This window comes from Saprospiraceae bacterium (assembly GCA_016717265.1).
GTDB lineage: Bacteria > Bacteroidota > Bacteroidia > Chitinophagales > Saprospiraceae > Vicinibacter.
In genome coordinates, this window is sequence record JADKFX010000001.1 from 3883879 (window position 1) to 3898731 (window position 14853).

A 14853-nucleotide genomic window follows, 5' to 3' on the forward strand; every position below is an offset into this window, starting at 1 on the left:
ACCCTATAACGACCGTGCAACAAAAGAACAGAAAGACAAAAAATGAAATTAATAACCTGGAATTGCCAAGGAGCATTTAGAAAAAAAGCAGAAACAATTTTGCTTCAGCGACCAGACATTTTAGTAATTCAAGAATGTGAGCATCCAGAGAAATTAAAATTTAGTTCAACGACACAATTACCAAATGACATTTATTGGTATAGTGATGGCAAAAAAAAAGGAATTGGGATATTTTCATATTCAGATTATAAATTTGAACTTCTACCTGATTTTAATCCAATGTTCCGCTACATAATTCCACTTCGTGTGACGGGTAACGGACAAACATTTACACTTTTGGCGGTTTGGGCTATGAATAATAAAGAAAACCGTGAAGCACGTTACATAGGACAAGTATGGTTTGCTATTAATTACTACAAAAATATAATAGGTAACTCGACAATTTTAATTGGGGACTTTAACAGTAACAAAATTTGGGACTATAAAGACCGTGTTGGAAATCATTCAGAGGTTGTAAACAATCTTGCTAAAATAAATATTCATAGTGTTTACCATAAGCACTATGACATCGAGCAAGGAAAAGAAAATCATCCGACCTTTTTCTTACAACGCAACAAAGACAAGCCTTATCACATTGACTATTGCTTTGCTTCGGAAGACCTTTATATCAAAGTAAAGAATATAGAAATTGGAACATACGCAAATTGGATAACTCACAGCGACCATACACCGATGACAATAAACTTCGACCTATGAAACAAGAAGGGCGAACGCATGAACACGGGTTTGGCAAAAATGGCGGTTCAGTGTTCCACAAACACCTTTGTGGTTAATCAAATTGGTTCTCCGCATCAACATTAGTGGTGAAAATCGCCACCTTCGCCAAGCCCAAAACCGTTAGCTGAATAAATAATAATAGTTTAAAATAAACTCGACAGAGCTCCCTTAATTTTTAGGTTCACATATATTAAAGCCATCTCTATGGCTAATATCTTCTCGTTAGCCTAAAAATTTAGCTCGACGGAGCTCCCTTAATTTTTAGGTTCACATATATTAAAGCCATCTCTATGGCTAATATCTTCTCGTTAGCCTAAAAATTTAGCTCGACGGAGCTCCCTTAATTTTTAGGTTCACATATATTAAAGCCATCTCTATGGCTAATATCTTCTCGTTAGCCTAAAAATTTAGCTCGACGGAGCTCCCTTAATTTTTAGGTTCACATAAATTAAAGCCATCTCTATGGCTTTAATTTATGTTCACCAATTACAGGTTTCACCATTTTTGTTTAGCCATTTTTCAGCTTTTTGATATTCTGGCATTACTTTTTCAACTAAAGCCCAAAATCGGGGAGAATGATTCATATGCACTAGATGCGCTAATTCATGCACAATGATGTAATCTGTTATAAATTGTGGCGTCAATAGTAAGCGTGAGGATAAATTTATTATTTTATTTGAACTGCAGCTCCCCCAATTACTTACATTATATTTTATACGGACAGATTTAATTTCCTTTTTAAAAAACTGATCATTGATTTCAAAAACCCTTTTAGAAATTTCTGATTGAAAAAAAGAAGCCATGATCCGACTAATTATGGTACTGCATAATTTGTGTTTTTGATATGCATTAATTCCAATTGGAAGATGAATCACCAAGGTCTTTCCTTTTAGGTTGCCCAGGGCAGTTTTTCGATCTATATCTTCTAAAATTTCCAAGACAAATTCCTGATTTCGCAATTGAATGCATTGACCAGATTGATAGTTTCTAGGGACATATCGGCTTCTTAAATTTTGATCTTGTTCAAATTTTTTAATAACCCAATTTTTAGCCCAATCCAGATGTTTTTCCTTTTGACTTATGCTTAATAAAATGGGTAATCTTAAGATCGCATGATGTTTACCAAGACTGATCCTGGCCGATCTTCGGTTTTCATAAACCGTTTCCATTTTTAATGAAAAATCACGAAAATGGATCTCCGAAAATTCTGAAAAAGCCTTTAAATTAGGCATATTTGTTTTCAAAATCTTTCATAACATCAATCAATACGTTTACACTTTCCTGTGCCAAAGCATTATATAAAGATGCTCTAAAACCACCGACTAAACGATGCCCATTTAAGCCAACACATCCTGCTTGTTTACAGCTTTCAAGAAATGCTGTTTCATGCTCTTGATGCTTTGCTATAAATACTACATTCATCCGGGATCGATCCTCCAAATTTACAGTCCCTTCAAAAAGGGCATTTCGGTCAATTTCTGCATATAAACTAGAAGCTTTTTGTTCATTTCTTTTCTCCAATTCTTGTAAACCGATCTCTTTAATCCACCGTAAAGTCAACATTGTTACATAAATTGGAAAAACAGGAGGTGTGTTATACATGCTCTCCTTATCAATATGGGACTTATAATTTAACATGCTCGGAAGCTTGCGATTTATTTTATTCAGAATAGACTTCTTGATTATTACAAGGGTCACTCCCGCCGGCCCTAGATTCTTTTGAGCACCTGCATAAATCAGTGAAAACTTTGAAAAATCCAGTTGACGGCTAAATATATCACTTGACATATCACAAACCAAGGGTACTGAAATTTCAGGCCAGGAATGGTATTGAGATCCATAAATTGTATTATTAGATGTGATATGAAGATAGGTCGCATCTGGTGGCACTATGAAATCTTTAGGAATATGCCTGAATTGATCCGATTCTGAACTTGCTATCACTTCTACTGGACCAAATAGTTTGGCCTCCTTTATTGCCCCTGCAGCCCATACTCCTGTATTGATATAGCAGGCTTTTCCTGATTCATCTAATAAGTTCATTGGAATCATATAAAATTGACTGCTGGCACCCCCTGATAAGAATAAAACCTCGTAATCTTCAGATAGACCCATTAATTCCTTAACCAGGTTTGCAGATTCTACCATTACAGCCTCAAATTGTTTACTCCGATGAGAAATTTCCAGGATAGATAAACCCATACCTGCGAAGTCTTTTATTGCTTCTCCTGCTTGAATCAATACTTCTGGTGGTAAAATTGCAGGGCCGGCGTAAAAATTATGTTTTTTCATACTTCTGATTAAAAAGGCAAAGTTAAAGATCCTGTCGGGTCAAAGTAACATTATTGAATGTTTTAATATGAACTTTTTAGCATAAAATATTAGCCATTTCGTCCTTTTTAAAGGCATTTTAAAATAAAGCTCACCTTTTCGCATAGGTCGCGCTTTAATTTTATGCTACTCTAATTCACTATTCTAAACTATTTAAACGAAACATGATGGAAAAATCAGTCCAAAGTAACCTGAAAATGTCCCTTCAAATTCAAAATCCTGTTGTTGTATTCAACAGAGTAGCCTTATTTGTAGTTTACTTTTGGTTCGGATTTTTAAAAGTACTTGCCATTTCTCCTGCTGAAGGTTTAGTTACCAGGCTACATACACAAACTATCAGTTCTTATATTACCATCACGCATTTTCTAATTCTTTTAGGCGCTTTTGAATGCTTGATTGGCATATTATGGTTATTTCCAAAATATACAAATATTGCATTTGCCTTATTTTCAGCACAAATGCTCACTACCTTTTTACCTTTATTTTACTTGCCAAATGATACCTGGCAAAATGGATTTGCACTTACATTAACAGGTCAATACATTATCAAAAATGTGGTTTTAATTGCCAGTGCTTTTACCGTTTTAATGTATGGTAAATACAAACTTGTAAAAATTAACTCTCAAAATATTTAATCCATCTTTTTATGAAAAAACCAAGCTCAAAATTCAATGCATTCATTGTATTAAGTATAATTACTATTAGTCTAAACCAAATCGAGGCACAAGGTTGTGTTGCAATACGCAATGGAAGTGCAACCTGCTCACATGAAATGAATCCAGGCCAGGGTGGAGAAGGTTGGCAATTTAATACTTCCTATAGATATTATAAATCGTTTCGCCATTATCGGGGTAAAGAAGAACAAGTAGAACGGGTTGAAAATGGTTCCGATGTTAGAAATTATTCAAATTTTCTGGATATGTCCCTAATACGGAATTTCAATAACCGTTGGTCATTAAGTGTAAATTTACCATTTCAATCTGTTAGAAGAACCTCCCTTTATGAGCATGATGGAAAAACCAGACATGAAACTTCTGCAGTAGGTCTAGGTGATGTTAGATTTTCTGTAAATGCATGGTTATTTAAGCCATCTGAAAAAGGAAATATTCAAATAGGATTAGGCATAAAATTACCAACGGGTGATTATAGATATCAAGATTTTTTCTATAAAAATGATACAACCGAGTTACTTGGAGCCGTTGATCAATCGATTCAACCAGGCGATGGTGGAACAGGATTTTCTACAGAGCTGAATGCTTATTATAACATTACAAAATCGATTGGTTTTTATGGCAATCTGTACTACCTTATTAACCCAAGAGATCAAAATGGCACTTCCACAACACGGGGAGGAACAGCATCTGCAACAGCCATTAAATACAGAACTGCAACGATGAGTGTCCCTGACCAATATATGGTAAGAGCTGGTGTGAATTATAGTATTTCAAAATTTACAGTTTCTGCTGGTGCCCGTTTGGAAGGGATTCCTAGTGAAGATTTAGTTGGTGAAAGTAATGGTTTTAGAAGACCTGGATATGTAATCGCTTTAGAACCATCCATTTCTTATCAATTAAATCGCTTTAATATTTTTGCAGCAGTACCTATTGCACTTGAAAGAGATCGCGTTCAAAGCGATTCAGACAAAAGAAGAACAGCCGATACCGGTACCTTTACACAAGGAGATGCAGCTTTTGCTGACTATTCAATTAACCTTGGGTTTAGCTTCCGTTTTGGTAACTCTGGAATGTAATTTCAAATTATAATATTCCCTTTTTAAACGATGTGGAATGGAGGGAGATGTATTATTACATCTCCCTCTTTTTATTAAATGTAGTTTAAGAATTTAATAAATTAAACCAATTTGCATTTAATTCCATAGACACCAATTCCATATTTATCTTTGCAAGTATCAAAATCATGCACTAAAGGATATGCCAAGAATTTCAATAACTGTTAAAAATGCCATTGTATATTTTTTCTTATTAGCATTTACCTCCTTAGTTCTAGGCTATTCTATTTATAGGATCAGCTCAAATAAAATACTCGAAAACGCTACCCTGTCATTAAATCATAACAATGAATCGGTGGTCACACAATTCAACACCTTTTTAGAAGACATTCGAAGAGATATTTGGTTCCTATCTGAAAATCCATTTTTGTATGCATTTTTAACTAATAGAAATGATCAGGAATTAAAAAATAACTTATCGAAAGAGCTTTTATCCCTTTTAGCAATTAAAAAACATTATTTCCAAATTCGCTTAATAGGATTAGATCAAAAAGGAAAAGAAATTATACGAGCTGAAAAATTTATTGATAGTATTGGTTTAGTTGATAATTTACATTTACAAGAAAAAGGAGAACGGGACTATTTCAGAGAAACCATTCAGTTACCGAAAGATTCTCTTTATTTTTCAGAAATTAATCTAAATCAGGAATATGGTAAAATAATTATGCCCATGGTTCCTACCATGCGTGTAGCAAAGCCCATATTTCAGAATGATAAAATATTTGGAATTCTAATTATAAATATAGATCTAAGTTATGTATTTAATGAGCTTAAAAAAATAGCAGGAGCACAATATAATTTAAGATTGATTAACTCCAATGGTTACTACTTAATCCATCCTGATAGTTCACTAATATATGGTTTTGAATTTGACAAAGCACCTTCCATTTTTCCGGCCAATACCAATCAGGATATTCTTCAAGGATTGTTATCCACTGAAAATGAAATTTATGCTATCCAGGATTATTTTTATCCGCGCGATAATTATCACTTGCACTTTTGCTTAAGTGCTAATAAAAATATACTACTATCTGTTTTTAATCAATGGAAATCAGATATTATACTTCTAACAGTATTTCTAACCCTTATCTCCTTATTTATAGCTTGGTGGTGGACACAAAGGCAAACTAAAGAATTTAAATCAATAACTAAAACGATCATTAATTTTGGCAAAAACCCAGAAAATGTTAAATTGCAAATTGATCGGGATGATGAAATTGGAGATTTAGCAAATTCCTTTCAGGAAATGGCAAATAAAATTAATCTCAATTTAACGGAATTAAAAATAGCTAAAACGGAAGCCATTGAAGCAAATAAAGCCAAATCCGAGTTTCTGGAAAATATGAGTCATGAAATTCGGAATCCATTACAATCTATTTTAGGAATGACTGGAATGTTGAATCAAAATAAACCCAGACCAGATCAACAAGTATTTATTGACACATTAAAATTTAGTTCAGATACTTTACTTACCCTTGTAAATGATATTTTAGATTACCGAAAACTAATTCATGGCCAAATTGAATTAAATATCCAGAAAACAGCCTTAAAAGAATACATTGACAATATTCTTAAAAGTCATTTATTGGATGCATCCAATAAAAAGATAAAATTAAAATTAAATCTTGATCCCATTTTATTCAATAAATTCATATTCACAGATCCGATCCGTTTAGGACAGATTTTGCATAATTTACTTTCAAATGCAATTCGACATAGCCGACTTTCTAGTGAGGTGTGCTTAAGTTTACAGTTATCTTCAAAAGAAACACTTTTGTTTTCAATAGAAGACCATGGTTCTGGATTATCTGCAGCAAACATTGAAAATATTTTAAATCAAAAACCAGTAACAGGAGAATCCAGACAGACTCAAAATGTTGGACTGGGCTTGCCAATTGTAATTAATTTATTAAAACTATTTGATTCTAAACTCGAAATCATATCAAATGAAAATGCCGGAGCATCATTCACTTTTTCATTAAAATCCTTAATGCAGGAAATTAAAAATTTAAATGAATGGAAAGATTCCTCAAGTTTAAATTTAAAATCCTATATTCAAACTGTTGCTTGCATTGATGATGATGCTCAAAATACATTTTTTTATTCACAAGTATTTACAAAATATTCCATTCAAACAAACTGTTTTAATTCACCAGAAATATTTTTAAAAAATGAGAATTTAAAGTATGATCTCATTATTTCAGATCTCAATTTCCCAGACACAAAATTGAAAGATCATCTTGTTAATTTTAAAAAAGCCTTAAATGAAAAAGGAATCCTTATTTTAATATCCGCCACTGATGATATTGATGCCATACTTGGGGAATTAAAATTTCAGTTTGATTTAATTTTACAAAAACCCATTTCGACTGAAATTTTAATAAAAGAACTGACCACAATAATTTTTCAAAAAAATTACGAAGCACCACAATTACAAAACTTATACAACAACTATGATTATCAATTAGACAAAGTTTTAATTGCATTTGAGTTAACCCTTTCAGAATGGAAAGAAATGAGTACCAAATTAATACATACAATACAACAACAAAATATGGAGGAATTTGACAAAGTATATCATAAAGTAATTAATTCAATTCGGACATTTGAACTCCACTCTTTTCAAAAATTATTAGATACGCTCCGATTTAATATAGAAACCCAAAATGCAGATGTTCCTGCACTGATAAATAAGGTATCATTGCCTTTAATAAGCTACCAAAAAATATTTGAAGTTGAAATTTCAAAATTAAAGAGTTCTCAAATATTAAATATTGAAGGGTAAAAAATTTAGAAATTAAAGTTCTTCAATAGTTTTTAATAATTCGGCTTTGTATTTTTCTCCAATAGGAATATGTCGATCATTAATAATCAATTCATCCAGTAGGATCACTTGAATTTTTTTACGATTCACAATATAAGATCTATGAACCCGAATAAAATCAGGAGGTAACTTATCTTCCAATTCTTTCATACTAACCAAATTCATGGTTTGTGATTGTTCCTGGACAAAGTTTGCATAATTGCCTTCCGATTTAATAAAGAGGACATCTTCAAATTGAATTCTAACCAATTTTGACCCATCTTTTAAGAAAATGGATTTGTCTTTAATTGTTGATTTTGGCAATTCCAGAGTGTTTCCGTCGACTCTGTCTATTGCTTTCAAAAATCGATCAAAACTTAAAGGTTTTACTAAAAAATCTACTACTTGGTCATAATCATAGCTTTTCGCCGCAAATTCTGCTTCAGAAGTAACCATAATTACTGGAACTTGAGCTTGCATGAGTTCTAAAAATTCCTGCCCTTTCATATCTGGCAAGTTATAATCCAAAAATATGAGATCAAGTCCTCCAGCAGCCAATAAACTCAAACCATCTGTGGCATTATTGGCTAAAATACAGTAGCTCACTTTCTCCGTTTTTGAACAAAAGTGTTTTAGCAAATCTCCAATCAGTGGGTCATCATCTACAAGTAAACATCTAAATGCCATAAAGCTATCTTAACCCATAAATTCTACCACAATCGTGCCATCCTTTATAATTTAAATTGTCCATTTCATCAATTATTTAAGCCATTTCGTAAAAAAATGATTTTCCAGGGGCATGCTTGTATTAATTTTGAGGCATGAAATCGCCAATTAAGATCCTAACGTGGATTTGGGGAGATCATAAAAAATCAGTCCTGGAGTTAATTTAACAAAAGGACTTTTGAAGATATTTATTTTCACATTATAGTTTTGGTTTAAAAAGCTCTCAGTCATCCAAAAATAAATTTTAAATAAAAATATATTTAAAATTTAGGAGTTCTTGGTTGACTGGGTGTTTTTTTTTATTGGTATTCACTCATTTTTTATAATACAAAAGCCGCATCGATGAAAAAACAAACTATTTTAATTTTATTTAGTCTTTTAATCTTTGGTCAGAACCTAATAGCTCAAAACAAAGATTCCAACTATAAATCCACCATGGCAAATAAGTGGTTGGATATAGCCCTTGAAGCCACTGCCAATGAAGTAGATCGGGTAGGTGCAAAGCCAACCATACAATCCAGAACTTTAGGAATTGCTACTGCTGCAATGTATGATGCCTGGGCAGCATACGATGCAAAAGCTGTTGGTACCACTTTTGGAGCTAAATTGAGAAGGCCTGTAGCAGAACGAACCAATAAAAACAAAGAAATTGCAATAAGTTTTGCAATGTTGAGGGTATTACAAGATATTTATCCAGAAGATAAAGCATTTTTTTTAGAACATTTTAAAAAAATGGGTTTTAACCCTAATAACACAACTACAGATAAAACCAAACCAGAAGGCATAGGAAATCTTGTTGCCGCGGCAATACTTAAGGAACGTCATCATGATGGAGCGAATCAATTAGGGGATGAAATTGGAGGAAATGGCAAGCCGTATACTGACTATACCTATTATACCCCAATGAATACATATAAAAATGTAATCAATCCTGACAAATGGCATCCATTGCCCTTTGTAGATGGAAAAGGAGATACTTTTTTAGTTAATTTTTTAACTCCTCATTGGTATCGGGTTAAACCTTTTGGCTTAAAAAATTCTTCTCAATTTAGAGCACCTGAATACCCTAAAGTGGGTTCTGATCAACTGAAAAAAGAAGTTGATGAAGTAATCGATTTTAATGCTAATCTTGACCATACAAGAAAATCAATCATAGAGTTTATGCGTGACGGACCACGGTCTACCGGTCAAGCAGGACATTGGTTGCGATTTGCACAAATGGTTTCTTCAAGAGATAAAAATAATTTAGATAGGGACGTTAAACTTTTTTTTACGGTAGGAAACACAGCCATGGATGCATTCATCGCTTGTTGGGAAACAAAACGATTCTATGACAGTGCAAGACCCTGGACTTTAGTTAGACATTATTATAAGGGCCAACAAATAAAAGGATGGGGTGGACCAGATAAGGGTACCCAAACGATTCCAGCTGAAAGATGGCATCCGTATTCTCCAGCTAATTTTGTATCCCCACCGTTTCCTGCTTATGTTTCTGGTCACAGTACCGTAAGTGGTGCTTGTGCTAAAATACTTGAATTATTTACGGGCAGCGATACATTCGGGGAAACAGAACATAGAATATGCGGTATTATTACGGAAACTCCGGGCGACCCTGTTTCTTTACCCTTACCTACCTTTACTGCAACAGCTGATATGGCCGGAATTTCAAGGGTCATGGGTGGTTATCATGTACAAGCAGATAATATTGCCGGATTAAAAATGGGTAGAGACATTGCGCAATACTTATGGAGCGATGTCTTTCAAAAATATTTTGACGGGACTTACAAAAAATAATTCCAGGATTTAAATTTCTTAAGGAATATAAAATTTTAAAAAAAGTTGCTTTATTTTTCAATAAAGCAACTTTTTTTATATACAAAAATCTTATATGTGATAAAAATATCTTTCTGAAATAAATTCCAAATGCAGACTTAACAAATAAAATATTTAGGTCATTTTCAAAAAATCCCATGAAACCGATTAAGGTATTGGAATCATAATATATTGAATAATGGGAACTAGGAATAAATTTATATCAACTCTTCTTTATCTTTCTTTTTATGCTTTACGATTTTAGCATCTAAATAAAAAATAATTTCTTCTGCTATATTTTTAGATTGATCCCCGATACGTTCCAACTTTCGAATAATAGATAATATATGTAATGTTTGACGTCTTTGATCCGGATACATATCTAAGCATTCAATGGCTTTATAACTTGCAACTTCATTTAATTTATCCAGCATTTTATCCCTTTTATATACGGTCCGTGCCAACTTAGTATTTTCCAGGATATAAGATTCTCTTAATTCTTTTACCATTTCAATAGAGATACTTAACATTTTATCAGCATCCATTTGCTTTATAATATCTCCATTGAAATCTTCTTCAGTGTCAGAAATAAACTCAGAAATACCGCAGGCGATATCTGCAATTCGTTCAAGATTGGTATTGATCTTTAACGTAGAAAGTACAAATCTTAAATCCGAAGCAACAGGTTGAAGCAGTGCAATAAAATCTTCACAATCTCTGTCAATACTAAGTTCATATGCATTGACTCTCCGCTCTGTTTCTTGTATTTCTAAAGCAAGGTCCCGGTCAAAAGCTCTTAAGGATACTTCGGTTTTATCCAATTGTTTAATCACAAGATCCCACATGGATATTAATTTATCTCTCAATTCCTGGATTTCATTTTCTAGATGAAGCATAACTACTCGTTTTATTAGCCGAAACGACCTGTGATATAATTTTCCGTTTGTTGTTTATCCGGATTTGTAAAAATTTTCTTGGTTTCATTAAACTCTACCAAATCACCTAACAAGAAAAATCCGGTATAATTGCTCACCCGACTAGCTTGTTGCATATTATGCGTTACTATTAAGATTGTAAAGTTATTTTTTAATTCGTAAATGAGTTCTTCAATTTTACTAGTGGAAATTGGATCTAATGCAGAAGCAGGTTCATCCATTAATAAAATGGAAGGTTCAATGGCCATTGCCCGGGCTATACATAAACGTTGTTGTTGACCACCAGATAATTCAAAGGCAGATTTTTTCAATTTATCCTTAACCTCTTCCCATAGAGCGGCTTGCTTTAAAGATTTTTCAACTTGTGACTCAATTTGATTTTTATCCGTAATACCATTCACTCGCAATCCGTAAGCAACATTTTCATAAATTGTTTTAGGAAATGGATTTGGTTTTTGGAAGACCATACCAACATTTCTTCTCAATTGATCAACTTCAGCAGTTTTAATTTTATATATATCTGTTCCATCCACCAATATATCACCTGATATTCTAACGCCTTCAATCAAATCATTCATTCTGTTAAACAATCTCAAAAATGTAGATTTACCACATCCAGATGGACCAATTAATGCAGTGACCGTTTTCTCTTGAATCTGCATGCTAACATTTTTAAGCGCATGGAACTCGCCATAATATAATTCAGCATTTTTTGTTTCTATTTTAATGCCCATAAGCTTACTTCATTTTAACTTTTCGTCCAAAATAATTTCTCAAAAAATTCGCTAATAAATTTACAAATAAAACGATAGCGATCAAAACAACTGCTGTACCATAAGCTATGGGTCTGCTACTTTCTATATCGGTACCACTTGTAGAAATTACATATAAATGATAAGGCAATGCCATACATTGGTCAAACATAGAATGTGGAAGTTTTGGCAAGAAATAGGCCGCAGCTGTAAACAAAATTGGTGCTGTTTCTCCAGAAACTCTTCCGATTGCCAAAATTAATCCTGTGATAATATTTGGAAATGCAATTGGCAATACAACTTTTCTAATAGTATATAATTTTGAAGCACCTAATGCATAACTAGCAAGTCGAAACGTCTGATCCACTGATTTTAAACTTTCTTCTGTAGTACGAATAATTAATGGCAATGCTAATAAAGCAAGTGTTAATGAACCAGCTATTATAGAGGCACCAAAATTTAATTGATTTACGAATAAAGACATTCCAAATAATCCAAAAACGATGGAAGGTATCCCAGCCAAATTATTTGTCATCATTTTTATGAATTTTTTCAGATTCCCATCCTTTGCATATTCATTTACATAAATACCTGATAAAACGCCAATTGGAAATGCAACAATCATGCTGCCGATTACCAAATAAAAGGTACCAACTATCGCCGGAAAAATCCCACCTTCTGTCATGCCTTCTTTTGGCATGGTACTAAAAAATTCCCAATTTATAACTCCAATTCCACGCTTAACAATAAAAAACAAAATTAAGAATAGAGTTGCAATAATAATATAAGATATTAATCGTGCAATCCAAAACATTACAGTTTGGTGAATTTTTTTCTTTCGATTAATATTTACCGGAAATTCAAGCATACACTATGAGGTTCTTCGATTAGCAGACATTCTTTCAACTAATAAATTTGTAATCAGAGTGATTATAAATAAGATACAAGCTAATGCAAATAAAGCTTTAAAATGCAATCCACCAAAAGGTGCTTCGCCCAATTCTGCAGCAATCGTGGCAGGAATTGTTCTAACTGGTTGAATTAAACTCTTAGGAATAACAGCTGCATTTCCAGTAACCATTAATACTGCCATTGTTTCACCAATTGCGCGTCCAATACCCAAGATTGCAGCTGCGGTTATACCTGAAGAAGCATATGGTAAAATTACTTTTCGAATTGTTTGCCAATGGGATGCGCCCAGTGCAAGGCTTGCTTCCTTCATAGCTCTTGGACAGGTGCGAATAGCATCTTCAGAGACTGTTATAATCGTTGGAAGCGCCATAATTGCCAGTAAAATACTTCCTGCTAATGCGGTTTCACCAACTGGTAAATTAAATACTTTTTGTAAAAATGGAACGATTACTACTAATCCAAAAAAACCATAAACTACAGATGGAATTCCAGATAAAAGTTCGATAATCGGTTTCAATATTTTCCGAACTCGCTCATCCGCAATCTCAGCCAAATAAATAGAAGCTGCTAACCCAAGGGGTAGTGCAAACAAAATTGCGAAAAAACTAACCAACAAAGTACCCAATAATAATGGCAAGGTACCCATAATAGCAGCAGGTTGTGCTGTTGGAAACCATTCAAGACCTGTTAAAAATTTACCTAAGGATATTTTTTCTAAAGTGATCTCTTTAGTATTTGGTGATATAGCCAATTGCCTTTCAGAAAAAAAAGCAATAGCGCCTGGTACTGTATCAATATAACGATTTACACAAACACTGAGATATTCAAAATTTGATCCAAGTTGCTCTTTTGTAAAATGGTCATCCAACTCATTTACCGAAATTCTTTTTATCAAATCATCATGCCCTCCTATTTGATTCCAGTTGACAATTTTTTGATCAAAGATATCCTTAACTTGATTATCAGACAATTTAGTAATTGGATTCTGAATGTTTACATAGAGCCCATAATGTTCTTCAAGTGGCGAAGAATTTAAAAATGATATCCCTTCTCTAAATAAAAAGAAAACAATCAACAAGACAATGAAGGCTGAGATATAACCACAGCCTTTTATAATCCATTCAATAAAATGTTCAATAAAGAGTCTCAAAAATTAAAAGTCTTATTTGTTTAAAGGTATATATCCAACTTCTTCCACCATTTTTTGACCTTCTGCAGATAAGCAATAGTCAACGAATGCTCCCACTTTTGCTGCAATTTTTATATCGTAAATGTAGTATAATGGTCTGGATATTGGGTACGCTTTATCTTTAGCTGTTTCTAAACTAGGAGCCACGAAAGTTTTGCCCTGATCATACGATACATGGATCGCTTTAACCTCTGGTGTCATATATGCAATACCTATGTATCCAATAGCTCCTTTAGTCTGACTAATAGATTGTACAATTGCTCCCGTAGCAGGCATGTTTAAAACAGTGCTCGCATAATTTTTCTTATCCATTACATGTTCCTTGAAAAACTCATAAGTTCCAGAACTATTCTCCCGGGAATACACAACAATTGTTAAATCCGCACCACCTACTTCTTTCCAATTGGTTATTTCACCAATATAAATTTTCTCTAATTGCTCTCTTGTTAAATTTTCAACTTTATTTTCAGGATGCACAATCACAGCCAAAGCATCAACTGCTATTGTTTTTACTTCAATCGCAATTTGTTTCTCTAGTAATTTTAATTTTTCTTCTCCTTTTAATTCTCTAGAGGACATAGCAATATCCGTATTACCATCCATTAAAGCAGTGATTCCTGTACCACTACCCCCACCTACAACTGCAATTGAAATATCCTGGTGCGTTTTCATAAAGTTTTCAGCAGACTTCTGTGCAAGGGGCAATACCGTATCGCTTCCTTTAATTTTCAAAGTATTGGATTTTGAATCTCTTTTTTCCTGACTCGCATTATTGCAGGCAACTAGTAATAATAAAGAGGCTACTAATAAATTTAATATTTTCATGA

General features: G+C 33.2%; 13 protein-coding genes. 5 read left to right on the forward strand and 8 right to left on the reverse strand.

The features are described 5' to 3' along the window. Positions 1–42 precede the first annotated feature (42 nt). Entirely contained in the window at positions 43–756 is a 714-nt protein-coding gene (locus IPO86_15230) for an endonuclease/exonuclease/phosphatase family protein (GenBank protein MBK9729461.1), read from the forward strand. 500 nt (positions 757–1256) lie between these two features. Here IPO86_15230 and IPO86_15235 read toward each other — a convergent pair whose 3' ends face one another. Both IPO86_15235 and serC read right to left on the reverse strand, forming a co-directional pair. Further along, complete coding sequence (locus tag IPO86_15235; protein ID MBK9729462.1) at positions 1257–2009, reverse strand: M48 family metallopeptidase; 753 nt, start codon at positions 2007–2009, stop codon at positions 1257–1259. Further along, a complete protein-coding gene (gene serC, locus IPO86_15240) occupies positions 2002–3069 on the reverse strand; it encodes a 3-phosphoserine/phosphohydroxythreonine transaminase (protein ID MBK9729463.1) in 1068 nt (355 codons plus the stop codon). The genes IPO86_15235 and serC overlap by 8 nt, the downstream gene beginning before the upstream one ends. 206 nt (positions 3070–3275) lie before the next feature. Here serC and IPO86_15245 point away from each other — a divergent pair, with 206 nt between their 5' ends. The 3 genes from IPO86_15245 to IPO86_15255 all read left to right on the forward strand — a co-directional run bounded on the left by IPO86_15245 (position 3276) and on the right by IPO86_15255 (position 7682). Beyond that, complete coding sequence (locus IPO86_15245; protein MBK9729464.1) at positions 3276–3743, forward strand: hypothetical protein; 468 nt, start codon at positions 3276–3278, stop codon at positions 3741–3743. A gap of 11 nt (positions 3744–3754) precedes the next feature. Further along, a complete protein-coding gene (locus IPO86_15250) occupies positions 3755–4858 on the forward strand; it encodes a transporter (protein MBK9729465.1) in 1104 nt (367 codons plus the stop codon). Between the two features lie 181 nt (positions 4859–5039). After that, the gene (locus tag IPO86_15255; protein MBK9729466.1) at positions 5040–7682 is read left to right on the forward strand and encodes a hypothetical protein; all 2643 of its coding nucleotides are present in this window, start codon (positions 5040–5042) and stop codon (positions 7680–7682) included. 12 nt (positions 7683–7694) lie between these two features. Here the strand turns inward: IPO86_15255 and IPO86_15260 are convergent, their stop codons facing one another. Further along, positions 7695–8387 carry a response regulator transcription factor gene (locus tag IPO86_15260; GenBank protein ID MBK9729467.1) on the reverse strand — a complete coding sequence of 231 codons (693 nt, stop codon included), beginning with the start codon at positions 8385–8387 and terminating at the stop codon, positions 7695–7697. Positions 8388–8768: 381 nt separating this feature from the next. Between IPO86_15260 and IPO86_15265 the strand changes: the two genes are divergently transcribed. Beyond that, positions 8769–10220, forward strand: coding sequence for a vanadium-dependent haloperoxidase (locus IPO86_15265; protein ID MBK9729468.1), 1452 nt, complete (start codon positions 8769–8771; stop codon positions 10218–10220). A gap of 236 nt (positions 10221–10456) precedes the next feature. On the opposite strand, the gene phoU is transcribed toward IPO86_15265, so the two are convergent. From phoU to IPO86_15290, 5 genes are read right to left on the reverse strand one after another with little or no spacing between them, the layout of a single operon-like run. Beyond that, the gene (gene phoU / locus IPO86_15270; protein ID MBK9729469.1) at positions 10457–11134 is read right to left on the reverse strand and encodes a phosphate signaling complex protein PhoU; all 678 of its coding nucleotides are present in this window, start codon (positions 11132–11134) and stop codon (positions 10457–10459) included. A gap of 14 nt (positions 11135–11148) precedes the next feature. After that, positions 11149–11907 carry a phosphate ABC transporter ATP-binding protein gene (locus IPO86_15275; GenBank protein ID MBK9729470.1) on the reverse strand — a complete coding sequence of 253 codons (759 nt, stop codon included), beginning with the start codon at positions 11905–11907 and terminating at the stop codon, positions 11149–11151. A gap of 4 nt (positions 11908–11911) precedes the next feature. Next, the gene (pstA, locus tag IPO86_15280; GenBank protein MBK9729471.1) at positions 11912–12793 is read right to left on the reverse strand and encodes a phosphate ABC transporter permease PstA; all 882 of its coding nucleotides are present in this window, start codon (positions 12791–12793) and stop codon (positions 11912–11914) included. A gap of 3 nt (positions 12794–12796) precedes the next feature. Next, complete coding sequence (pstC, locus tag IPO86_15285) at positions 12797–13987, reverse strand: phosphate ABC transporter permease subunit PstC (GenBank protein ID MBK9729472.1); 1191 nt, start codon at positions 13985–13987, stop codon at positions 12797–12799. Between the two features lie 12 nt (positions 13988–13999). Next, complete coding sequence (locus tag IPO86_15290) at positions 14000–14851, reverse strand: phosphate ABC transporter substrate-binding protein (protein MBK9729473.1); 852 nt, start codon at positions 14849–14851, stop codon at positions 14000–14002. Between the last annotated feature and the right edge of the window lie 2 nt (positions 14852–14853).

Bases quoted from the DNA above. Each gene is read 5' to 3' on its own strand.
- IPO86_15230 (MBK9729461.1), top strand. From the start codon at position 43: ATGAAATTAATAACCTGGAATTGCCAAGGAGCATTTAGAAAAAAAGCA.
- IPO86_15235 (MBK9729462.1), bottom strand. From the start codon at position 2,009: ATGCCTAATTTAAAGGCTTTTTCAGAATTTTCGGAGATCCATTTTCGT.
- serC (MBK9729463.1), bottom strand. From the start codon at position 3,069: ATGAAAAAACATAATTTTTACGCCGGCCCTGCAATTTTACCACCAGAA.
- IPO86_15245 (MBK9729464.1), top strand. From the start codon at position 3,276: ATGGAAAAATCAGTCCAAAGTAACCTGAAAATGTCCCTTCAAATTCAA.
- IPO86_15250 (MBK9729465.1), top strand. From the start codon at position 3,755: ATGAAAAAACCAAGCTCAAAATTCAATGCATTCATTGTATTAAGTATA.
- IPO86_15255 (MBK9729466.1), top strand. From the start codon at position 5,040: ATGCCAAGAATTTCAATAACTGTTAAAAATGCCATTGTATATTTTTTC.
- IPO86_15260 (MBK9729467.1), bottom strand. From the start codon at position 8,387: ATGGCATTTAGATGTTTACTTGTAGATGATGACCCACTGATTGGAGAT.
- IPO86_15265 (MBK9729468.1), top strand. From the start codon at position 8,769: ATGAAAAAACAAACTATTTTAATTTTATTTAGTCTTTTAATCTTTGGT.
- phoU (MBK9729469.1), bottom strand. From the start codon at position 11,134: ATGCTTCATCTAGAAAATGAAATCCAGGAATTGAGAGATAAATTAATA.
- IPO86_15275 (MBK9729470.1), bottom strand. From the start codon at position 11,907: ATGGGCATTAAAATAGAAACAAAAAATGCTGAATTATATTATGGCGAG.
- pstA (MBK9729471.1), bottom strand. From the start codon at position 12,793: ATGCTTGAATTTCCGGTAAATATTAATCGAAAGAAAAAAATTCACCAA.
- IPO86_15290 (MBK9729473.1), bottom strand. From the start codon at position 14,851: ATGAAAATATTAAATTTATTAGTAGCCTCTTTATTATTACTAGTTGCC.